The following is a 22,802-nucleotide window of genomic DNA, read 5'->3' on the forward strand; positions in this document are numbered from 1 at the left end:
AACATCCTCCGCTCCAATTCCCAGAAATGGAAATTGGATTGGAGGCTGTGTGTTCATATATGAAATTGTGCGTTACGCACTTTCTTCTTTTTTCTTACCAGTAGGCTGTGCGCCTTCTTTGGTTGTCAAAACAGGTGTGATCTTGTTTTGTACCGTTTCTTTGGAAACGACACAAGAAGATACATCCGTTCTCGAAGGAACTTCAAACATCACATCAAGCATAATGCTTTCAATGATGGCTCTCAGACCACGAGCACCGGTATTCCGTTTAATCGCTTCTTTGGCAATCGCATCGAGTGCTTCTGCATCAAATTCAAGCGAAACGTTATCCATCTCGAGCATCTTCTGGTATTGCTTCACGAGCGCATTCTTAGGCTCGGAAAGAATACGCACAAGCGCTGCTTCATCAAGCGGCTCTAGTGTTGAAATAACCGGTAAACGACCCACGAACTCCGGAATCAATCCGAATCTCAATAGATCCTCAGGAAGGACCATGGATAGGTATTCACCTGGTTTCAAATCAACTTTCGCGCCATCTGTGCTAAAGCCAATCACTTTTTTACCGATTCTGCGTTTGATAATTTGCTCTAATCCGTCAAAAGCTCCACCACAAATAAAGAGAATATTCGTCGTGTCGATTTGAATGAATTCTTGATGCGGATGCTTACGTCCACCTTGTGGAGGTACGGAAGCTACTGTGCCTTCAAGAATTTTGAGAAGAGCTTGTTGTACACCTTCTCCGGAAACATCACGTGTAATGGATGGGTTCTCGGATTTACGTGCAACTTTATCAATCTCATCAATATAGATGATGCCGCGCTCTGCTTTTTCAACATCATAATCAGCAGCTTGGATGAGTTTGAGCAAGATGTTTTCGACATCTTCACCCACGTAACCAGCTTCTGTTAAGGAAGTTGCGTCCGCAATTGCAAAAGGCACATTCAAAATTTTCGCAAGGGTTTGCGCAAGAAGTGTTTTACCACTACCTGTTGGTCCTAAAAGGACGATATTACTTTTTTGTAGTTCAACATCTTCAAGTTTATTCTGGGAATTGATCCGTTTGTAGTGGTTATACACCGCAACAGCCAAGGATTTCTTCGCTTGTTCTTGACCAATGACGTATTGATCCAAAATGTTGCGAATTTCTTTTGGTTTCGGAACATCCTTCAGATCTAGCTCTTCTTCATGCCCTAGTTCTTCTTCCACAATCTCCGTACAAAGCTCTATACATTCATCACAAATGTAAACTCCCGGTCCGGCAACAAGTTTACGAACTTGGTCCTGGGATTTTCCACAAAAGGAACATTTGAGTTGGCCTTTTTCATCGTTAAATTTAAACATGGGATCACTCCTTTATTTCAAGTCGTTTCGAGTGATAACCTCGTCGATTAACCCGTATGCCTTCGCTTCTTCAGCGCTCATAAAGTTATCTCGGTCGGTGTCTCTTTCGATCTTTTCAAGCGGCTGTCCCGTTCGGTCCACGTAAATCTGGTTGAGTTTATGCTTGGTCTTGATAATCCAATCCGCATGGATTTTGATATCGGTTGCTTGACCTCTAACACCGCCGAGCGGTTGGTGAATCATTACTTCTGCATTTGGCAGCGCGTATCGCTTACCTTTGGCTCCTGCTGTCAACAGCAAAGACCCCATACTTGCGGCCATACCTACACAAATCGTAGATACATCCGGTTTAATAAACTGCATGGTATCGAAGATACCCATTCCAGCCGTAACAGACCCACCAGGTGAGTTGATATATAAGTGAATATCTTTTTCAGGGTCCTGGGCGGATAAAAAGAGCAGCTGGGCAATGACCAAATTAGCCACATCGTCATCAATAGCGGTCCCGATGAAGATTATGCGGTCCTTAAGTAAACGCGAGTAGATATCGTAGGAACGCTCCCCACGAGCCTCTTGTTCTACAACCATAGGAATAAGACTCATTGTACCAACTCCTTTTGCGGCAAGCGCCATGTTCTCTCACTTGAGATTCATTTACAGTTTAACACGATTGGTCAACAATGTCATTTTTCTGAAATCAGCTATGTAAGCGGTAATACGTATGTACTATGGAGTTTGGACGTGAATTAGGGTAAAAGAAAGGCACGTTGCTTGCGTACGTGCCTTTACTTACCTTATTTACACGGCTGCGGAAACATGCTTGCTATTTTGAAGCAAGAAATCAACCGTTTTTCTGATAACTAGATCGTTGCTAAGACCTTCAAGAGATCCGTTGGAAGCAAACAGCTCACGAAGCTCAGCTGTTGATTTTTGGTAGGACGGTGCATATTTCTCAAGTTCCGCGTCAACTTCTTCATCGGAAACTGTGATTTTTTCTGCAGCTGCAATAGCTTCAAGAACAAGGTTGTTACGAACACGCTTCTCAGCATCTTCTTTCATTTGTTCTTTCAACGCGCTCTCGTTTTGACCGGAGAACTGGTAGTAGATCTCAAGCGTCATGCCTTGGGAGCGAAGACGTCTTTCGAATTCTTTCACCATGATATCAAGCTCAGCTTCAACCATCGAACCTGGAATTTCAACTTCTGCGTTAGCAGCAGCTTTCTCAACAACTGCAGTTTCAAGTGCAGCTTCGGAATCTTTCTCTTTACGCTCTTGCATACGTTTTTGAAGCTCTTCTTTGTACTCAACAAGTGTATCGAACTCACTTACGTCTTTTGCGAACTCATCATCAAGCTCAGGCAGGTTTTTGCGTTTGATATCGTGAAGTTTCACTTTAAACACAGCCGCTTTGCCTTTCAAATCTTCGGAATGGTAGTTTTCAGGGAAGTTAACGTTAACTTCTTTCTCTTCGCCTTTACCAAGACCTACTAGTTGCTCTTCAAAGCCTGGGATGAAGGAGTTAGATCCAAGCTCAAGGGAATACTTCTCCGCTTTACCGCCTTCGAATGCTACTTCATCAACGAATCCTTCGAAATCAATGATAACGACATCGCCGTTAGCAGCTTGTCCTTCTTCAAGAACAACCAATTCAGCATGACGTTGTTGCAAACGTGCAAGCTCATCATTCAATTCTTGCTCAGAAACAGTAGCGTTAACCGCTTCTACTTCGATACCTTTGTAATCGCCAAGCGCTACTTCAGGCTTAACTGTTACTTTAGCTTTGAATTTCAAGACTTGACCTTTACCGAATTGCTCAACATCTACTTCAGGACGATCAACAGGCTCGATTTTAACCTCTTCAATCGCTTCTACGTAAACTTCTGGCAAAATGATATCTAGTGCATCTTGATACAAGCTTTCAACACCGAATTTAGCTTCAAAGATTGAACGAGGCACTTTCCCTTTACGGAATCCTGGAACATTCACTTTCGCTGATACCTTCTTAAATGCTTTATCCAAAGCATCTGCTACACGTTCTGCCCCAACTTCAACTTCAAGAACGCCAACGTTCTTCTCTATTTTTTCCCAACTTGCTTTCATTTTATGCCTTCCCCTCCAAAAATGTACCATGACATATATTTTTCACGTTAAGCTCATTATAACCATTCTATTATACCATATAACATTTTCATTTCAAGCCAGCTTTGATCTTAGCTAGGATCTGGGCTAAATTGCTTCACAAATGCGCTAAGCACGTTATGCGCCCGCTTCCATTGCAGCGTCATGGCATCCACTATTCCGTAGGTTTCTAGCAACTCTTCTCGATCCACCGTACCAAATAATTTATCCTGCAAAATCGCATGCAGCGCGGATGCCCACACGTCTACTGCACTTTCTTCTGTCCTAAGCAGCTCTGTGTAAATCGATGTGCCATACGCATAGGCAAGAAACTCCTGCCAAGTCTGAGTTGCAAAGTAGACAAAGTCAGGCTGGCTTATTTCACTAATGTCCCCGACTCTGCGAATCATATCACGAATTCGCAATGGAAAATCCTCCGCTGCCAGAGGTGTCTCCTCGATTTCGACGAGAACCGTTTTACCATGCTTGGGAAACTCAATGAATCCATGCTCTCCCATTTGTTTAAGCGTCTGAAGGGCTTTGAATTGCAGATGAGGATGTCTGGGCCTTTCGCAAAGCCAGGACCTCACGAATTGGCTCACTTCGGACTGATCGATATAAGCAAGCTGCTCCAAGGCACTAACTTGTTCTTCTAAAGTACCCTCATGAAGCATGGTTTGAAGTTTGCGTATGAATGCTCCATCATCCGAGGCTGCTTTATCATGAATGTACTGTCGCAATAAGGCGGATTCTTCCTCCGAATCCTCTTCCTCTGTCTCTGTAGCTGGAAACATCGTTTCCGGAAACATGGTTAGCAGCCAGTGGCGCAGAGCTTCCCATTGCTCGGATTTACTCGACTCGACATTGGGAAACTGCAGGAGGAATGTAAGCATCTCGAGTGCTTCTTTATATTGCTCGGAGCGCAACAGCCTCGTCAGCTCATCTTCGTAGTACTTCTCTGTTTTAGGAAAAAGAATGACATTATTAGCCGTAGGGTCAGACATAGGGATCACCTCAGTTCGTGGTCTCGCTTGTGACAGTTTACTCTATCACCCAAATGATTGCAAAAATAAATATGAAAAGAAGTGTTGACTTCTTATAAATCGATATGATATTATAACTCTTGCTTCGCCAAACGGATCATGTCCAGGCGGTAAGAAGTGAGGTATGTCTCAGTAGCTCAGCTGGATAGAGCACACGCCTTCTAAGCGTGCGGTCGGGGGTTCGAATCCCTCCTGGGACGTAGATGTAAAAGGAAAGGCCGCGAGAAATCGCGGTCTTTTTTGTTTTTCGCAGGCAGATCCAATTAAACTCTTTATTTTTCAATGAAGAATTTTGAAAAATGGAGAAGCTGCCGATGTAAAACAAAACTCTTTGCATACTTAAAGATTTCATGTATAGTATTCAACAATTGCATATTGTGGGAATAGGTGCTCTTGTTTAGCCTAATAAACGAGAGCTTAAAAGGGAAGTTCGGTGTAATACCGACGCGGTCCCGCCACTGTAACAGAGGAGTCGACGCTTAAGGTGCCACTGATCGAAAGATCGGGAAGGCTAGCGTTTGACGAGGATTCTGGAGCCAGGAGACCTGCCTAATTCTGACAGCACTGTTTTTACCTACGGGAGATAGGGAGGTGTTAGAGATAGTAAACACTGTATACACATACACAGGGTATCTTTAACCTTTTTTATTAAGGTTGGAGATGCCCTTTTTTTGATTTTCCGTGATTCGTTTGAAGCAAAATTTGAGGAGGATGATCCCATGTGTGCACTGATCAATAGCAATTTAGGATACCCAAGAATTGGCGAGAACCGCGAGTGGAAGAAAGCGCTGGAGGCCTTCTGGGCCGACAAACTGGATGAGCATGATTTTACAAAGCAAATCGAGGACATTCGACTTCAGAACCTAAGCCTGCAGCAGCAGAAAGGCATCGACCTTATCCCTGTAGGCGATTTCAGCCTGTACGATCACGTGCTGGACACGTCCACCATGTTCGGACTAGTTCCAAAGCGCTTCCCGTATGAAGGCGGCGAAGTTCCACTTGCCACTTACTATGCGATGGCTCGCGGCAGTCAAGGTGCAACCGCTTGTGAAATGACCAAATGGTTCAACACCAATTATCATTACATCGTTCCTGAGTTACAGGATGCACGGCCAGCGCTCACAATCAACAAACCGCTTGAGGCATACAGAGAGGCTAAACAAAAGCTAGGCATTAACGGCAAGCCTGTTGTTCTTGGCCTATTTACCTTTCTTAAGCTGGCTAAGGGTTATAAAACTGAAGAAATCGATGGGCTAATCGAGTTATTTCTACCGCTTTATTCACGTATTTTGACAGAGTTGACGGAGGAAGGTGTGGAATGGGTACAGCTGGATGAGCCTATTCTCGTGCAATCCCTGAGTCCAGCAGATATTAGACGTGTAAAACACATCTACAGTACGCTTGCGGCAGCTGCTCCGACACTTAAAATGATGGTGCAAACGTATTTTGACGCTGTCGATCATTACGAGGAACTTATTTCCCTTCCCGTCCATGGTATCGGATTAGATTTCATTCATGGGTATGAGTTGAACTTGAGCAATCTTCAAACACATGGCTTCCCCACGGATAAAGTACTTGGCGTAGGCATTGTGGATGGACGCAATATTTGGCAGACGGATTTGAGCAATCAGCTTGCTTTCCTTGCCCAGCTTGAAGCTATCGTTCCCTATGAGCGTATGCTGCTGCAGCCATCGTCTAGCCTTCTGCATGTTCCTGTTTCAACTCGTAAAGAAAGTAAACTAGAGCCTGTATTGCGGGATGCGCTAGCATTCGCTGAAGAAAAGCTGACAGAGCTTTCTATCTTGACAAAAGCCATTCAACACAGCCAAGATTTCATTCAATTGGAATTAGATATAAATCAAACGGCCATTGCAAGGCTCAATGCCTCCTCCTACCGAAATAAGGCTGTCGTCCAGCAAGCGATTGCAAATATCGGTCAACAACGCTCCACTAGAAACAGCAGCTTCACAACGCGCAGAAGCCTTCAGGCAGCGAAATGGCAACTACCCTTCCTGCCGACTACAACGATTGGCTCCTTTCCGCAAACAGCTGAAGTCCGGAATGCTCGTAAAAATTGGCGCAGCGGCGAATGGACGCCCGAGCAATATGAATCGTTCATTCAACAGCAGATTACAGAGTGGATTAAACTCCAAGATGAGCTTGGACTTGATGTGCTTGTACACGGGGAATTTGAGCGTACGGATATGGTCGAGTTTTTCGGTGAAAAGTTGGATGGCTTTGCATTTACCTCCAACGGCTGGGTTCAATCCTACGGTTCACGCTGTGTGAAACCTCCTGTTATTTTCGGCGATGTGGAATTCGTGCAAGAGATGACGGTCAAAGAAACGAAATTTGCCCAATCACTCACTACAAAGCCAGTCAAAGGCATGCTAACAGGACCCATTACGATTCTGAACTGGTCCTTCGTACGCAGCGATATTTCACGCGAGCAGGTTGCCTACCAAATCGCATTGGCCCTGCAGCACGAAGTAGAAGCGCTGGAGCAAGCAGGCATTGAGATGATTCAAGTGGATGAGCCCGCTCTGCGAGAAGGTCTGCCATTAAAGAAAAGTGATTGGCAAGCTTATCTGAACTGGGCTGTACTCGCCTTCCGATTGTCGACGGCAACCGTAAGCGATGAGACGCAAATTCATACGCATATGTGCTATTGCGAGTTTCATGACATTATTGATGCCATTCGCGCGCTAGACGCCGACGTCATCTCGATCGAAACCTCACGAAGTCATGGTGAGCTGATCCACAGCTTCGAGGAGCATACGTATGACCAAGGAATCGGGCTTGGGGTTTATGACATTCACAGTCCGCGCGTACCCTCAGTAACAGAAATGGTAGAAATGATTGAACGTGCTCTTCAGGTGTTAGAGCCAGAGTTGTTCTGGATTAATCCGGACTGTGGCTTGAAAACACGAGGTAAAGAAGAGACCATTGCTGCGCTACGCGTGATGGTCGAGGCTGCCAAGCTCTTTAGAGAAAGCCGCAGTGAATTGATATCTTCCTAATATAAAGAAAAACACCCCTGCTGTTGCAAGCAAGGGTGTTTTGAAGATCATCCGCTTACACAGATGGCCTGTTCGGCTGGTGGTGACCTGGTTCCGTGGAATCCAGATTCGATTGAATACGAGATGATTGCTTCGAGTGGTCGATGGTGCTTTGCGTTTTCTGATCCATACCTTTTTTCTTACCCATGATAAGCAACTCCTTCTACTCATAGAATGAACGCTACATTAGTATGGGAAGTTCCGTGCTGAATATGCTGGATATTCTAGGAGTAAAGATGACGCGGGGTTAAGCTAGGACTTTGAGCCTATTTCTCGGCGATCGCTGACAGTAGCTCGCTTTCCGAGCCTGTATAACAAAGAGCCTGAAGGGATTACTCCCTGCAGGCTCTTGCTCATGCCAAACGACGTTAGTGCATCTTATGAGGCAAGTTTTTGCCTGTATGACCGTCACCTTGTGTCCTTTTGTTCTTCTCGGCTTTCCTCTGCTTCTCATGCAGCTTGCTAATGAAATGACTATCCATGAGCACTCGCCTCCTGAAGAAAGAATGGCATTACCCCTTTAGAATGTCACAGCAGCCCGTAATTTAATCAACCAATCTCTACAAAAAGCACGCCCTGCTTGCTCCACCGGATTCTGGACAGACATTTAATACCTTTCATTTGCATACCCTTTATCATTATGCTCTCTTCAAAAGAAAGGAAGGAACGTCTATGTGCGGAATAACGGGTTGGATAGATTGGCGGAAAGACTTGACCGGGTACCCGTCCATTCTAGAAAATATGACGGAAACGCTCCAACTGCGTGGACCAGATGCTTCAGGTACCTGGATTTCACAGCATTGTGCCCTCGGACATCGACGTCTAAGTGTTATGGATCCTGAGAATGGCGCTCAGCCTATGGTCCGTAAACAAGGCGACTATACGTATACCATCGTATATAATGGCGAACTCTATAATGCCCCAGAGTTAAAAAAGGAGCTCGAGCTCCGCGGTCACCACTTCCGCACGACGTGCGATACCGAAGTGCTGCTTGTGGCTTTTATCGAGTGGGGAAAAGCATGTATTGACCGCTTGAACGGCATTTTTGCCTTCGCCGCTTGGAATGACCAAGAGCAGTCCCTGACCTTAGTGCGGGATAGACTCGGTGTTAAGCCACTTTTTTATTCCCATCAGGATAGTGTATTGTTATTCGGCTCTGAACCAAAAGCGATTCTAGCTCACCCTGACTTCAAAGCAGAGGTTGGTGCTGAAGGCTTTGCTGAAATATTCGCAGTGGGACCGGCTCGCACGCCAGGACATGGGATTTATCGAAATATGTCAGAGCTGAAGCCAGGTCAATTTGCCATTTTTGATCGCAATGGATTATCCATTCGAACGTACTGGAAGCTCGAAAGCCACACGCATCCCGATGATATCCCTGCTACAGCCGCGCAGGTTGGGCAGTTGCTTCGCGATACCGCTGAACGTCAACTGGTTTCAGATGTTCCCATCTGTACATTGCTGTCCGGCGGATTGGATTCTAGCGCACTCACGGCGCTCGCTGCGGCTCATTACAAAGAAAGCGGGCAAGGACCGCTTCATACCTTTTCAGTCGATTACAAGGATAATGATAAGCATTTTAAAGCCAACCTGTTCCAACCGAACTCGGATGCCCCTTGGATCAAGCGGATGACCGATCACCTCGGCACGGAGCATCATTACATCGAGTTTGACACACCTGAGCTTGTGGAATCTCTGAAGACAGCTGTGATAGCGCGCGATACACCAGGGATGGCCGATGTCGATGGGTCCCTTTATTTATTTTGCCGAGAAATTAAAAAGGGTGCGACAGTTGCTATCTCAGGTGAAGCGGCCGACGAAATATTCGGTGGCTACCCTTGGTTCCACAATACAGAAGCACTTGAAGCGAATACGTTCCCCTGGTCACTCAAACTGGCGAATCGAGTTGACTTGCTGGCGCCTGACTTCGTCGATTGGATTAAGCCTGTCGAGTATGTCAGTAATCGATACCAGCAAGCTTTGAGCGAGGTACCGCGGTTAGCTGGGGAAACGAAGCAGCAGAATCGCATGCGGGAAATGTCTTATTTGAACATTACGCGTTTCATGCCTACGTTGCTTGATCGTAAAGATCGCATGAGCATGGCCGTCGGCCTCGAGGTCCGCGTCCCGTTCTGTGATCACCGACTCGTTGAATATGTGTGGAACATTCCATGGGAAATCAAAACATCCGGCGATCGGGAAAAAGGGATTTTGCGTCAAGCCTTACGAGGTGTATTGCCTGAAGATGTGCTGACAAGGAAGAAAAGTCCTTATCCGAAAACGCATAACCCGAACTATTTAACCGCCGTGCGAAAATGGGTGCTGGAAATTCTCGATGATCCGTCGTCTCCTCTTTTACCTTTCATCGATGTCAAAAAGATTCGCGCACTCGCCAGCTCGGAGTCGAACGATTTCGACCTCCCTTGGTTTGGGCAGTTAATGACAGGGCCTCAGCTATTCGCTTACTTGGCTCAAGTGGATACTTGGTTAAGAACTTATAAAATATCTATTCGATAGATGACATGGAAGAAAAAATAAAAAAGGCCTGCCGCCACGCATTCACGTGGTTGCAGGTCTTTCTGTGTATCTTAGCTGTTTTGATCAGGAAGTTGATCTAGAAACATGCGCAAGGCTTTGGCGCGGTGACTCATTTCATTCTTCTCTTCCATGCTCAGCTCAGCCATCGTCCGGCCAAGCGATGGAATATAGAACAAGGGATCATAGCCAAAGCCACTCTCGCCACGCTCCTCATGAATGATGTAGCCTTGGCAGACATCCTCTGCTTCGATGATTTCATTCGCCACAGGGTCAATCAAAGTGAGCGCACAAACGAAGGAAGCCTCGCTCAGCAATGGAGGATGGCCTTCCCCAGCCGTCAACTCACTTCGCTCCTTCAGCTCTTTTAAAGCTTGGAGCAGCCTCGCATTGTTGTCAGCATCTGTTGCATTTTCTCCCGCGTAGCGTGCTGAATACACACCAGGTTCACCGCCTAATGCTGTTACACATAAGCCAGAATCGTCCGCTAGAACTGGTACATGGAGATGTGCAGAGATAATCTGGGCTTTGATCCTAGCATTTTCAGCAAAGGTAGAGCCACTCTCAATGATTTCCGGTAAATCTGTATAATCCGCCAAGCTGCGAACTTTATAGCCTTTGGCTCCGAAAAGCTTCGCAAACTCTTTCACCTTGCCCTCGTTACGTGTTGCAATGACGACAAAATTACTTTGTAGCCGCATGCTGAGCACCTCGAATACGATCGGCAATCGGTCCTAGCACACCCGACTGCACTTCAATCATCGTGTTAATACCCGCTTCTGCGAGTGCTAGTAATTCATCAAGCTCTTTACGGGAAAAAGGTGCATCCTCACCCGTACCTTGGACTTCAACGAATTGACCTTGACCCGTCATAACGACGTTCATATCAACCTTTGCTTTAGAATCTTCTTCATAATTCAGATCCAACTTCGGCGTATCTCCAATGACCCCTACGCTGACAGCAGCAAGGAAGTCGTTGATCGGAAACTTAGCTAGGTTCTTATCAGTGGCAAGCTTATTAATCGCAAAAGCCATAGCTACGAATGCTCCCGTAATGGACGCTGTGCGCGTGCCGCCATCCGCTTGAATAACATCGCAGTCTAGCGTTATGGATCTTTCGCCTAGTGCTTCCAAATTAACAACGGAACGAAGTGCTCGTCCAATGAGACGTTGGATTTCCATCGTCCGTCCACCGAGCTTGCCTTTTGCCGCTTCACGTTGATTTCTTACTTGCGTAGCTCGCGGCAGCATCGAATATTCTGCCGTTACCCAGCCTTTCCCTTGCCCTTTCATAAACGGGGGAACTCGCTCTTCTATCGTAGCTGTACAAATGACTTTCGTATCCCCGACTTCAATGAGGACCGAGCCTTCAGCGTGTTTTATATAATGAGGGGTTATTTGCATAGGTCGCAGTTCTTGATCCGTTCTTCCACCAATTCTCATAAATGTCTTTCTCCTCCTGTAGCTACATCTCATGCGCTAATCCTTACGCCCCATTGTATCAAACTAGTTAAGGAAAAGCATCCTGCCGCATCGGAATAACCCTGGGAATAAAGAAATAATCAAAAACTACTAGGTTACTCCCCCTAATTTTGAATAGTGGGGGAACCTAGTAGTTCGTGATTACGATATGTTTTTAAAGCTTCGCTGGATTAATATGCGCTGGACGAAGGACAGGCTTACTATAGTTTTGATTATCTGTGGACGTTATTTTCACGGCACCATCCACTTTAATTTGCACCTGTTTGAAAGTCGTATTCTCCGTTAATGACAAGATGACAGATTGCAACGCATCCGCAGAAGCCTTCTGATCAGCACCCAGCAGCTTATTGGAGAAGTCAACCGTGATCAGACCCTCACCTGGCTTGATGCTGTTCACGATCGTTGTTGCATTCATGACAGCTGCAAGTCCCTTCTTCTGATCCGGTCCTTTAATTAATTGCTCCACAACAGCCTTCGCCACATCATCAGTTCTCTTAACTAGGCGAGTCACAGGGACGTAATATTTGTAGTTTTGATCATTTTGATTTAAGAAATAGAGGGTAACTGGTGTCGCTTGACCAAATTCAGTATCCTCCGCTTTCTCTAGGTTGATCCCCATGGTACGTGCTAATGGTAGATCGAGTGGTGTTTTGCCTTTCGGCATCTCTTTCAAGTCCTTGCCATCCACACGCAGCTGAACTTTATCAATTGTAGGGAAGTTCGTTAAGTTCCACGTAATGGCCTCAAGAAGCTTGCGCTCATCCTTCACATCGTAGTTGAGGAACTCCTTGGAGAAATCAACTGTAGCGCTTTTGTCCGACTTCACATTTAAGCTTATGACTTTCGTCCCTTTCGGTAAAAGCGCTTGGAACCCTGATGGCAGCTGACTTGTTTCCGGACCTCCGTCCACCATGTACTCCAATGTTGTCTTAGCGACAGAGACCGTCTTAGGTAAGGCGAGACTTATCGGGGTGACAAAGCCCTTGGCGTCTTTCACATACACAGTCATTTGCGACGTAATATCTTCGGTCATGTCGACTGTAACCGCAGCTGAAGTCGTCTTCGCGTCTACCTCTGCACCCGTTGTCGGAGGTGCATCGATGTCACTCTTCTTTCCGGTGCCCAAAATCGAACATCCCGTGGTCAGTAGAACAATCACCCCCGCTAAAGCGGCTGAACGAATCCAATGTTGATGTTTCATTTGCTTATTTCCTCCTTCGAGTTTGGCTATTCGCATGGCCTGTACGATGCTTTTTCGTATTATTATGTATACGAGGCTTTGTCCGATTTATAACTACTTTTTGTCCACCTTTTCGTAAAAAAGAGAGATTTCGTGGCATCAACGGAGAAAAGTATGATTCAAGCGTAAAAGCAGCCCATTTTCGTCAATTCAAACTCATATGATATACTGAATATCAACATGAACCTCAAATAAATGATTACATCGTCCGCTTAGGACGGGTGGCTTTATCAGGCGCAGCATATACTTTCTGAGATTTGAACAAGGAGGTGCTTGTGATGAGAACATTTTTGAAGGAGAAAACCCTCATATTCAATGAATTTCGCGATGAAGTTTTCAGTCATTATCCCCAAGCCGTCATCGAGGAAGCCGTTGCTAGATTGCTGGTTGAAATAAAGGGCATTAAGAAAATCCCCACCGATTTGATCACAACCACCTTATTAGGGGTATTAAGTAAAACAGAAACGTTTAACGTCATGTCTACCCTGATGGAGCTTCAGAAAAAAGTAAAACATGATGCTGAGCTGCTAGCCAGTATGAAAGATCCCGCTTATAACGTCCATCGCACCATAGCGATGTCGATCTGCGGTCTGTACGGAAGCGGTGCGATATCCCTCTTTGGCTTCATCGACTGCAAATTCCGTTTCTTTTTTCCGACAAAACGACCTAAATCCTTCATCTCTAAGGGGATTTGTGCGATTGTCGCGTCAACGGCCAGTGTGATTATTTCGGACAATGTGAAAGTTGATTACACCAAGCGCAATCTACAATTGCTGGAGGCACGCGGGGTGCTTCTGGATGACATGGTCGATATCCTCGATCAGCTGCAGCGTCCTTACAATCCAGATATGCCGCGCAGCCTCTGTGAGGAACATATAGTAGCTGTGCTTCGCAAGCAGCAAACCTTTCATGCGCTTCAACTCGCGATCAAAATTGATACAGCTGTCGAAGCCAAAGAATTCAATCCGCAATACAATCACATTGTAGGGATGGACGAAGGTCTTTTCGGCGTAGATGAAAGCATCGCAACTGCCGTCCCTCTCATGTACGGGACCATTGCATTGACGAATTTCGGGTATCTGGATAAAGCAAAAATCGGTATTATCGAGCAGCTCGATAGTGATCATGCGGATGGCAAATGCAATACATTCATCGATGATATGGTATGCGGTATTGTGGCTGCAGCTTGCGGACGGTTGGCGCATAATCATACGCCAACGTATAGTAAGCCTTTGAAGTAAGTGGTGGCAGCTGCTTGTTTGCTCCGATATGCATGTTACGAAATGTAGGAGAACGTCGATTCTAGCTCTTGTCATTAGTTGACGGTCTCATCTTATCGCCACTATCCCCTTCGCTCAGGACAATGACGGTCGATCCCTATTCTGAGTTAATGGGATAGTGCTCGTAAGTTTGGGAGTTCAAGTGCTCCCTCGAAGCGCACACGCCAAGGCATGCTCTACACACCTTTAACCCTCACCTATGGGCGCTATTTGGGGAGAAATAAGGGATCTACGTTCCCCTACACGGTGGATAGAGCTGTATTGGGGCAAATAGGGGATGTAGGTTCCCCTAATTAAACAAACCCCTCCAACAAATCAATTGTTGGAGGGGTTTTCGTTATTTGGATGTCGCGACGTAGTACACGCGCTCTGCCTGCGGATCTACCTGCTGGATGCGGCCTTCGGCCTCCAGCAGGATCAAATGTGCGATCGTCTCCGACAGCGCGAATCGCATCTGGTGAATGCTCAGCCGGTCGCCGAACGTCGCCCGGCACACCTCATAAGCGCTCAGCGGCGCGCTTAGCTGCCCTTCCATGAGCGCGAGCCGCTCATGGTGATGGCGCACGAGCTCCTCTGCGCGTGCGCCAAAGCCCTGCCATGGCTCCCGGTGACCCGGGTAAGCCATCACAACCGGCAGCCTGCCGATTTCCTGCAGGCTGCTCAGGTACGCGCCGAGCGGGTTTTCTTCCACCTGCGGGAGGAAGGAAACGTTGGGCGATATTTGCGGCAGGACGTGGTCGCCGCAAAAGATCACCTGCGCCTCAGCGTCGTAGAAGACGAGATGACCCGCGGCATGGCCGGGGGTCTCGATGGCTTCATAGACGCGGTCGCCGAGGCGCACAGGCCCTTCACGCAGCAGGGTAACCTGCGGCTGCGGGGAAACCATCTCGACGAAGCTCACCATGTGCTTCGTCATCTCTTCCAGCCCGGCTTCGGGGAAGCCGTGCCGGGCAAAAAGCTCCAGCAGCAGCGGCGACAACGGCTGCTCCGGGCCCCACAAGAGCTGCACCTGCGCGTATCCGGTCTCCGATAGGAGAACCGGCGCGCCCGTTCGCTCCTGGAACCAACCGGCCATCCCGTAGTGGTCGGGATGGTGGTGGGTGAGCACGATTTGTTCCACGTGCTCGAACCCAATCCCTTGCTCCTGCAGCACCTGCAGCCAGAGCGCCTCAGCTTCCGGGGTGTGCAGCCCCGGATCGATGACGGTATATCCGCGGCTGCCGCGGATTAGGTAGGCATTCACCCAACGCAAAGGGAATGGCAACGGCACCTTCACTTGTGTAATTTCATCTGTATGTACAGTCACGACGTTCATATCCGAGTTGTCATCCTTCCTTATGTCCAACAAAAATCATTCGACTCGAAGCCTCCGGCGAATAAGCCTGACCTTCATAATCACCGTAGACATGATCGATATGTAATCCAGCTTTTTTCAGCATCGCTTCGAACATCGGACGCTCATACAGCTTCACCTGCTCCAAATAATGACGATCCGGTTCACCCGCTTGTGAGATCACAATTCGTTTACGCACACAGCCCTCTTCGATCGCCCGCGTCTCGCGAATGGTGAGATCGCCTTCTTTTCGTTCTGACTGAGGGACCAAATTCGCCTTCACATAGACTGGATTCAAAAAATCGATAATGAATCGGCCTTCTCTTTTTAACAGCCGATGCATTTCATGCAGCACTTTCTCATTCTGCTCATCCTCATCAAAGTAACCAAAAGACGTAAACAAGTTCACAATCGCATCAAACGTCTCGCTCAAAGGCACATCCCGCATGTCCCCGTTAATCCATGTCACATGCCTTTCACAATCCTGCTTGACCGCTTCTTGCAGCAGCACCTTCGACAAATCCACGCCAGTTACTTCAAAACCGAACTCCGAAAGCGCCATGGAATGCCGCCCCATCCCGCAACAAAGGTCCAGTAGGTGAGCCCCTTGCTCCAACTTCAACCAATTCACCATTTTTTTCACTTCATGATAAGCGCCCTGCATGTCTCTATGTTTATAAACTAGCAAATAATCATTGCCAAAACTTTCTTGATACCAAGCCATCTTGTCAACACCTTCAACTTTATGATTAAAAAACGACGAATAAAATAAAAATGTTATAAGCGCAACCTCTTTTTCATAATTCGCAAACCTTCCACTGCTTCATCCTTGCTAAAATTACCCGCCATCAGCTGCTCGTCCTCTACCTGCAGAAGATTTTCGTAAAAATGAACACCCTGCATTGGCAGCTCTGACTTCTCTGGATGGTCCTCCATATAATGAAATAAAACATCTTCAGCCTTCGCATAATTACCCATCTTCTCATAATGTGAAAAAAGCAGTCTCTGCAGCTCTTCTGGAACTTCCCAACCTTGAAGATGACCTAAACTGGCATCCACTCGGGCAGCAATTTCTGGAACAACCTCATCCCCAGCCTCAACTTCCTCCGAGTGTGACAAATGCAAAAGCAGATCCAAAGACTTCAGGTACGCCCAATAAGACTCCCCTTTTTCCTCGTGCCCCTGCAGCAAATTTCCTTGCCCCACAAACATATCGCTGATGACTAGTGCTTTTGCCGTGTCAATGCTTCCTTGGTAGGAGAGCAACTCCAGAATATCCTTGCTGGACAGAGATTGCAGCGAGCGAATATTCAACCCCAGCAAATGACGACTTACTTCATCCAGCTGTCTCTGCGCATCTTCAATCGGGATATGTTCCTTATTAAAAAGAATCCGATGCAGCACCACCGTCAATTGTTCAATCTGTCGCATCAAATAATCACGCCTGAACATCCGTAGCAGCCCCTCTCGGTTTCACTTACACCTCATTTCAGCTTACCATGCATCGCCTCGAAACTCAAAAATACATTCCGCCTATTTTTCTTAGATACCGCACCATTGACAACAGCCCTTCATAAACTAATTTTGACTGTATCCCTTAACCTTGTAATTCCCAATACCCGAGCAAGGAGGGGTGACACACATCCATGGGCAGCGACCACAAAAACAAATTTTTACTTACGAACCGCGAACGCGAAGTATTCGAACTCTTAGTGCAGGACAAAACGACAAAGGATATCGCACAGCAGCTTTTCATAAGTGAAAAGACTGTGAGGAATCATATATCGAACGTCATGCAAAAGCTGAACGTAAAGGGTCGTTCACAAGCGGTTGTAGAACTGATTAAGCTTGGGGAATTAAAGATCTGATTCCGTCAGCAAAGGGATCCATGTAAGCCACCCACCCTCCTTCGGAGGGGAACGGGGGCTTTTATGTTTGAAAGATGATAAAATAGACCTAAACAAGTTTGATATTCTAACTGAAGGGGATATTCGATGCAATGGCAGCAAGTTAGAGAGTTACTTTGTTAAACAGGCACCTTATTCGCAGCAGATTGAAGAGCACCGCCTAGCTCGGAACAACAAACAGCCCAGTTGGCTCCCCAACTGGGCTGTTACGCTTCCCTACACTACATCTATTCCACTCGCTCAACCTGCACCGCACAAATTTTAAACTCCGGCATCCGGCTCGTTGGATCCAAGGCATCGTTCGTCAACACGTTGATCGAATGCTCGTCGCCCCAATGGAAGGGCACGAAGACGGTACGAGGTTGGATGCCCTCAGTGACCTTGACTTGAAATACAAGTGAACCACGCCGGCTTGTGATTCTGATCTTTTGCTCCACACTTAAGCCAATCCGTTGGGCCAAAGAAGGGTGAATCTCGGCAACCGGAACGGGTGCCTTTTTATTTAAAGCTTCAGTGCGGCGCGTTTGCGCACCGCTCAAGTAATGGTTGGCCAGACGGCCGGTTGTCAGCACGAAAGGGTACTCGGCATCAATGGGCTCTGCTGGCATTTTGGGCTGGATGCCGAATAGTTTGGCTTTCCCATCCGTATGATGAAAACGATCTTGAAATAATTGCGGTGTTCCTGGATGGTCAGCCGACCCGCAAGGCCAGAAGATCCCTTTCTCCTTTTGCAAGCGTTCATAGGTAATTCCGCTATAATCGGCTTTGCCGCCTGCCGTTGCTGCAGCGAGCTCACGAAACACCTCTTCAATACCCGCATATTGAAAGTACGCGCCACGTCCTAATGCTTTAGCTAGCTCGCTGATGATTTGGTAGTCGAGTTTGCAATTCCCCGGAAGCTCCATAGCCTTCCTCCGATGGAACACGCGTCCCTCGAGGTTAGTCATGGTGCCTTCCGCCTCCGCAAAGGAGGATGCCGGAAGTATATAATGCGCGTAGCGAGCGGTTTCCGTCTCGAACATATCCACGACCACGAGCAAATCCAGCTTTTGCAAAGCACGCTCGACCATGCGATTATTCGGACTGGAAACGAGCGGATTCGATCCTAGCACGATCAAAGCCTTAATTTCTCCCTCATCGATCTTCTGCAGAAGCTCGTAGGCGGAGACACCTTTACCCGGCAGCTCGCTCGGATCGATGCCCCATACCTTCGCCACATGCTCTCGTGCAGCTGGATCTTCGATCAACCGGTAGCCTGGGAGCTGGTCGGCTTTTTGCCCATGCTCGCGGCCGCCTTGACCGTTCGCTTGACCGGTCACAGCCCCGTAGCCGCAGCCGGAACGCCCTATTTTACCCGTGAGCAGTGTCAGGTTAATGTAATTGAGTGTGTTTTCAACACCATTCACTTGCTGCTCCAAACCTCTCGCAGTGAGTACAATGCCCGTCTCCGCCTTCGCGAAGCCTCGAGCGATTGTACGAATGACTGCTTCAAGCACGCCTGTTAAATACTCAACGCGAGCTGGTGTAAATGATTTGACCGCATCCTTCACCTGTTCGAAGCCACTTGTACGTGATTGAATGAACTTGTGATCTACGAGCTTCTCTTCAATCATCACATGCAGGAGTCCATTGATGAAGACGGAGTCGAAGCCTGGCTGCAGACGAACATGAATATCCGCGGTTTTGGAGGTCATCGTATTGCGAGGATCGATTGTGACAATCACGGCGCCTTTTTTCTTTGCTTCTAATAGATAGGGCATCATCGTAGGTTGGCACTCCGCAATATTCGTGCCAGCTAGAATGATATATTTCGCATTGGGAATTTCTGATAGAGGCATCGTCATCCCGCGATCGATACCAAAAGCTTGATTACTCGCCGCAGCAGCCGATGACATACAATAACGACCGTTGTAATCGATATATTTGGATCTCAAGGCCACACGCGTAAACTTACCAAGTAAGTAACTTACTTCATTCGTTAAGGAGCCGCCGCCATAAACGCCGATGGCATCACGCCCATGTTCTGATTGCAGAACATGAATCCGCTCAGCAATATCCGCATAAGCGCTTGCCCATGTCACCGTTTGCCACTGACCTACTCTAGCTTTCTCCCTATGAAGAGGCTCCAGAATACGTTCCGAATGAATGACATGCTCTAATGCGTTTAAGCCCTTCTGACACAGTCGGCCTGTCGCAACTGGGAAATTCGCGCTCGGTTTTATCGTGAGCCCTTCTGTCTTCTCACTAGGTAGAATCTCCAATCCACACTGCATACTGCAAAAGCAACAATGGGAGGAGGGCTGTTCATCCGTTAATGTGACAAGTGCTGATTTCACGCACCCCACCCCCGCTGATCAATCTCTTTATATAGTAGAAAAAATTAACTCGCCATTTCCTTAGCCTTAGGAAACCCAATGTAAACTGTTCCATCATCCACTTTGGTCAGATACGTTTTCACGCAGCCCGTATCAGGAGCTTGCACGAGTCCGGAAGGCAAATGAATCTTGCGATCATGCATGGGGCAGAACACATGGTCATCACAGACAATCCCTTCGGCAAGTACGCCTTCTTTATGCGGACAACGATTCTGAATCGCTTGAAGTTTACCGCTTTTCAATTTGAACAGAGCAACCTCTTCTCCTTGATATCGAATCGTCTTCCCCGTATTAAAAGCTAATTCCTCGTAGGAAACGGCTTGCACCCAAACCATTTGCTCATTTTGTGTGATCATTTTCTCTGCTCCTCCCGGTTTATCTCTCTAGCCCTACTTCAGCTCAACAACTTCATAGAGATCACGTTGGATTTTCTTGCTATCGATGGCTTGCTTCCATGGATCTTGTGTCACAGAAAGCGCCAAATCCATACGCTCACACAATTTCTTGCGTTCTTCTTCATTTTGAACAACATCACGAATATGTTCGATGCCCAGACGGTGTACCCATTCGCTCGTACGCTCGCCGTATTTGCCTGTTTCGCGGTAGTATTGCAGGTAAGCTTCCGTATATTCGATGATCTCCTCTTCAGTCTTAACGGTGCTCATCAAATCACCCACGCGAACTTTGACACCACCGTTACCTCCCGCATACAGCTCCCAGCCGCCATCGACAGACACGACACCTAAATCTTTAATCCCGGATTCCGCACAATTTCGCGGACAACCCGATACAGCAAGCTTCACTTTGGCTGGTGTATTCAATCGTTCAAAACGTTTCTCCAGCTCAATGCCAACGCCCATCGCATCCCCTGTACCGAAGCGGCAGAAGGTTTCGCCGACACATGTTTTGACTGTCCGCAAAGCTTTCCCGTAGGCGTACCCCGATGGCATATCCAGCGCTTCCCACATCGCGGTCAGGTCTTCTTTTTTCACACCTAGTAAGTCAAGACGTTGTCCTCCGGTAAATTTCACGGTTGGAACGTTGAATTGTTCAGCAACCTCTGCAATGCGCTTAAGCTCGGTTGGATTCGTAACACCGCCATAGATCCGTGGAACAACAGAGTACGTGCCGTCCTTTTGAATATTGGCATGCATACGCTCATTGACGAAGCGAGACGTACTGTCATCTTTATAAGTTTCAGGGCTAATCATGCCCAAATAATAATTCAGTGCTGGACGGCATTTGGAGCAGCCCTCTTCATTTTTCCATGCAAGAACGTTCATCACTTCACGAACGTGGGATAATCCTTTTTCCCGAATTGCGCTAACGACTTCATCACGTGTGTGTGTTGTACAGCCACAAATCATTTCTTTCGCTGCGTTTTTATCATAAGAAGATCCAAGGGTAAAGGCTAAAAGATCACTAACTAACGGCTTACAGCCCCCGCAGGAACGAGACGCCGTTGTGCAGTTTTTGACCTCATCGACCGTTGTTAAGCCTTGATCCTTGATTGCGGAGCAGATCGTCCCTTTTGTTACGCCGTTACATCCGCAAATAATCGCGTCATCCTTCATATCAGCAACACCGGAAGCCGCTCCCCCGCCGCCACTTGAACCGTCTGTTAGAATCGCCGTTTTCGCCATCCCGCTAATATCCGTTTCTTCCCGGATCATTTGCATCAGTCGCGTACCGTCAGCCGTATCGCCAAAGAGCACGGCTCCGATTATTTTATTGTCTTGAATGACGACTTTCTTATAAACACCCGTGAACTCATCATGAATGCGAATCGCTTTGGTTCCTTCGGCATCCACGAATTTACCGCCAGAGAATACGTCAACACCTGATACTTTGAGCTTCGTGTACAAAATAGAGCCTTCATACGGGCCTGTTTCGACCCCGGCCAAATGCTTCGCCAACACGGCACCTTGCTCGTAGAGCGGTGCTACGAGACCGTACGCGATGCCTCTGTGCATCGCACATTCGCCAACGGCGTACACATTCGGCACGTTCGTTTGCAAGTAATCATTGACGATGATGCCTGGGTTGCATTCGATGCCTGCTTCTTTGGCAAGCGCCACATTCGGCCTGATGCCTACTGCCATCACAATCAAATCTGCTTCAGCTACAGAGCCGTCCTTGAACTTCAAGCCCGTTACGCGCTTATCACCTATAATTTCCGCGGATTGCTTCTCAAGCAGGAAGTTAATCCCTTGCTCTTCGAGCGCTGCTTGCAGCATTTTGGAAGCCGTCCGATCGAGTTGACGTTCCATAATCGTATCGACGATATGCACAACATCGACTTTCATGCCGAGATTGAGGAATCCGCGCGCTGCTTCTAAACCTAGCAAGCCGCCGCCGATTACAATCGCTTTTTTGTACTTTTTAGCTGACTCAATCATGATTTCACAATCACGGATGGTTCTGTAGGCCATGACGCCTTCTTTGTCCGCACCAGGCATAGGAATCATGAATGGATTTGAGCCGGTTGCTAGAATTAATTTATCGTATGAAACCGTTAGTCCTTTATCGCTTGTAACGGTTTGTGTCTGCGTGTCGATGCTCGTGATCGTTTGATTCGTATATAAGGTAATGTTATTATTCGCATACCATTCGTAGGGATGAATCACGATGTCCTCGACTTTAGAATCACCGGAGAGCACATAGGACAACAAGATTCGATTGTAGTTGGGATGCGGTTCGCTGCCGAAAATCGTAACCTCATATTTATCTGGTGTCAGCTTTAGTAAATGTTCAACGGCGTTTACGCCCGCCATTCCGTTTCCGACCAGGACTAACTTCTCTTTTTTGACTGTCATTGTGATCATCCTTCCATCCATTTACTAGGGCATTCATTCGAATTTGAGTGGTTGTGAAAAAAGGGTCATTCAGGAGCCAAGCTCCCAAATGACAAATTGGGATATGGAGCTTGAGCAGTTCGATTAATTGAATCAAGGATAAACGACTCCTTCGACCTTCGAGGACGAACTCGTTTACCAAGGTAGATGCGAAGCAAAAGTATAAAACTTATACTTTCGTATCTACTGGCAAAGACGCTAGTCGTAACGTCTTTGCCCATACAGCCTGATAGG

General features: G+C 47.2%; 19 protein-coding genes, 1 tRNA gene and 1 riboswitch. Of the genes, 5 read left to right on the forward strand and 15 right to left on the reverse strand.

The window, feature by feature from the left end:
* Positions 1-72: 72 nt before the first annotated feature.
* The 4 genes from clpX to AC58QO_RS21520 all read right to left on the reverse strand — a co-directional run bounded on the left by clpX (position 73) and on the right by AC58QO_RS21520 (position 4,463).
* Complete coding sequence (clpX, locus tag AC58QO_RS21505; RefSeq protein ID WP_497269069.1) at positions 73-1,341, reverse strand: ATP-dependent protease ATP-binding subunit ClpX; 1,269 nt, start codon at positions 1,339-1,341, stop codon at positions 73-75.
* A gap of 12 nt (positions 1,342-1,353) precedes the next feature.
* Entirely contained in the window at positions 1,354-1,944 is a 591-nt protein-coding gene (clpP, locus tag AC58QO_RS21510; protein ID WP_068665411.1) for an ATP-dependent Clp endopeptidase proteolytic subunit ClpP, read from the reverse strand.
* Positions 1,945-2,139: 195 nt separating this feature from the next.
* Positions 2,140-3,441 carry a trigger factor gene (tig, locus tag AC58QO_RS21515; protein WP_497269071.1) on the reverse strand — a complete coding sequence of 434 codons (1,302 nt, stop codon included), beginning with the start codon at positions 3,439-3,441 and terminating at the stop codon, positions 2,140-2,142.
* A 110-nt stretch (positions 3,442-3,551) separates the two neighbouring features.
* Complete coding sequence (locus AC58QO_RS21520; protein ID WP_497269073.1) at positions 3,552-4,463, reverse strand: hypothetical protein; 912 nt, start codon at positions 4,461-4,463, stop codon at positions 3,552-3,554.
* Positions 4,464-4,628: 165 nt separating this feature from the next.
* Between AC58QO_RS21520 and AC58QO_RS21525 the strand changes: the two genes are divergently transcribed.
* Positions 4,629-4,702 (forward strand) — tRNA-Arg (locus AC58QO_RS21525).
* Positions 4,703-4,870: 168 nt separating this feature from the next.
* Positions 4,871-5,070, forward strand: a riboswitch (cobalamin riboswitch).
* Between the two features lie 151 nt (positions 5,071-5,221).
* Positions 5,222-7,522, forward strand: coding sequence for a 5-methyltetrahydropteroyltriglutamate--homocysteine S-methyltransferase (metE, locus tag AC58QO_RS21530; RefSeq protein ID WP_497269075.1), 2,301 nt, complete (start codon positions 5,222-5,224; stop codon positions 7,520-7,522).
* Between the two features lie 55 nt (positions 7,523-7,577).
* Here the strand turns inward: metE and AC58QO_RS21535 are convergent, their stop codons facing one another.
* Complete coding sequence (locus AC58QO_RS21535) at positions 7,578-7,709, reverse strand: hypothetical protein (RefSeq protein ID WP_497248594.1); 132 nt, start codon at positions 7,707-7,709, stop codon at positions 7,578-7,580.
* 220 nt (positions 7,710-7,929) lie between these two features.
* The gene (locus AC58QO_RS21540) at positions 7,930-8,043 is read right to left on the reverse strand and encodes a DUF4023 family protein (protein WP_082595252.1); all 114 of its coding nucleotides are present in this window, start codon (positions 8,041-8,043) and stop codon (positions 7,930-7,932) included.
* Positions 8,044-8,233: 190 nt separating this feature from the next.
* On the opposite strand from AC58QO_RS21540, the gene asnB reads away from it, so the two are divergent.
* Positions 8,234-10,078: an asparagine synthase (glutamine-hydrolyzing) gene (asnB, locus tag AC58QO_RS21545; RefSeq protein ID WP_497269077.1), complete on the forward strand. Its 1,845-nt coding sequence runs from the start codon at positions 8,234-8,236 to the stop codon at positions 10,076-10,078.
* Between the two features lie 71 nt (positions 10,079-10,149).
* On the opposite strand, the gene AC58QO_RS21550 is transcribed toward asnB, so the two are convergent.
* The 3 genes from AC58QO_RS21550 to AC58QO_RS21560 all read right to left on the reverse strand — a co-directional run bounded on the left by AC58QO_RS21550 (position 10,150) and on the right by AC58QO_RS21560 (position 12,779).
* Positions 10,150-10,797, reverse strand: coding sequence for an XTP/dITP diphosphatase (locus AC58QO_RS21550; RefSeq protein WP_497269079.1), 648 nt, complete (start codon positions 10,795-10,797; stop codon positions 10,150-10,152).
* Positions 10,781-11,539, reverse strand: a complete 759-nt coding sequence (gene rph, locus AC58QO_RS21555; RefSeq protein ID WP_497269081.1) for a ribonuclease PH — start codon at positions 11,537-11,539, stop codon at positions 10,781-10,783. The genes AC58QO_RS21550 and rph overlap by 17 nt, the downstream gene beginning before the upstream one ends.
* A 193-nt stretch (positions 11,540-11,732) precedes the next feature.
* Entirely contained in the window at positions 11,733-12,779 is a 1,047-nt protein-coding gene (locus AC58QO_RS21560) for a GerMN domain-containing protein (RefSeq protein WP_497269083.1), read from the reverse strand.
* A 317-nt stretch (positions 12,780-13,096) separates the two neighbouring features.
* Between AC58QO_RS21560 and AC58QO_RS21565 the strand changes: the two genes are divergently transcribed.
* Entirely contained in the window at positions 13,097-14,059 is a 963-nt protein-coding gene (locus tag AC58QO_RS21565; protein WP_497269085.1) for a phosphatidylglycerophosphatase A family protein, read from the forward strand.
* A 376-nt stretch (positions 14,060-14,435) separates the two neighbouring features.
* On the opposite strand, the gene AC58QO_RS21570 is transcribed toward AC58QO_RS21565, so the two are convergent.
* Genes AC58QO_RS21570 through AC58QO_RS21580 form a run of 3 tightly spaced genes read right to left on the reverse strand, consistent with a single transcriptional unit; the run spans position 14,436 to position 16,883 of the window.
* Positions 14,436-15,413, reverse strand: coding sequence for an MBL fold metallo-hydrolase (locus tag AC58QO_RS21570; RefSeq protein WP_497269087.1), 978 nt, complete (start codon positions 15,411-15,413; stop codon positions 14,436-14,438).
* A gap of 10 nt (positions 15,414-15,423) precedes the next feature.
* Entirely contained in the window at positions 15,424-16,155 is a 732-nt protein-coding gene (locus AC58QO_RS21575; RefSeq protein WP_497269088.1) for a class I SAM-dependent methyltransferase, read from the reverse strand.
* Positions 16,156-16,208: 53 nt separating this feature from the next.
* The gene (locus AC58QO_RS21580) at positions 16,209-16,883 is read right to left on the reverse strand and encodes a DUF6483 family protein (RefSeq protein ID WP_497269090.1); all 675 of its coding nucleotides are present in this window, start codon (positions 16,881-16,883) and stop codon (positions 16,209-16,211) included.
* A gap of 194 nt (positions 16,884-17,077) precedes the next feature.
* Between AC58QO_RS21580 and AC58QO_RS21585 the strand changes: the two genes are divergently transcribed.
* Positions 17,078-17,299 (forward strand): helix-turn-helix domain-containing protein, encoded by a 222-nt coding sequence (locus tag AC58QO_RS21585; protein ID WP_028556998.1) that lies wholly within the window; start codon positions 17,078-17,080, stop codon positions 17,297-17,299.
* A 266-nt stretch (positions 17,300-17,565) separates the two neighbouring features.
* Here the strand turns inward: AC58QO_RS21585 and AC58QO_RS21590 are convergent, their stop codons facing one another.
* Genes AC58QO_RS21590 through nirB form a run of 3 tightly spaced genes read right to left on the reverse strand, consistent with a single transcriptional unit; the run spans position 17,566 to position 22,529 of the window.
* On the reverse strand, positions 17,566-19,674 hold the full coding sequence (locus AC58QO_RS21590) for a molybdopterin oxidoreductase family protein (protein ID WP_497269092.1): 2,109 nt from the start codon (positions 19,672-19,674) through the stop codon (positions 17,566-17,568).
* 44 nt (positions 19,675-19,718) lie between these two features.
* Positions 19,719-20,069: a nitrite reductase small subunit NirD gene (nirD, locus tag AC58QO_RS21595; protein ID WP_497269094.1), complete on the reverse strand. Its 351-nt coding sequence runs from the start codon at positions 20,067-20,069 to the stop codon at positions 19,719-19,721.
* Between the two features lie 33 nt (positions 20,070-20,102).
* Positions 20,103-22,529: a nitrite reductase large subunit NirB gene (nirB, locus tag AC58QO_RS21600; protein ID WP_497269096.1), complete on the reverse strand. Its 2,427-nt coding sequence runs from the start codon at positions 22,527-22,529 to the stop codon at positions 20,103-20,105.
* Positions 22,530-22,802 lie beyond the last annotated feature (273 nt).

The sequence above is a fragment of the Paenibacillus sp. J31R30 genome (genome assembly GCF_059692115.1).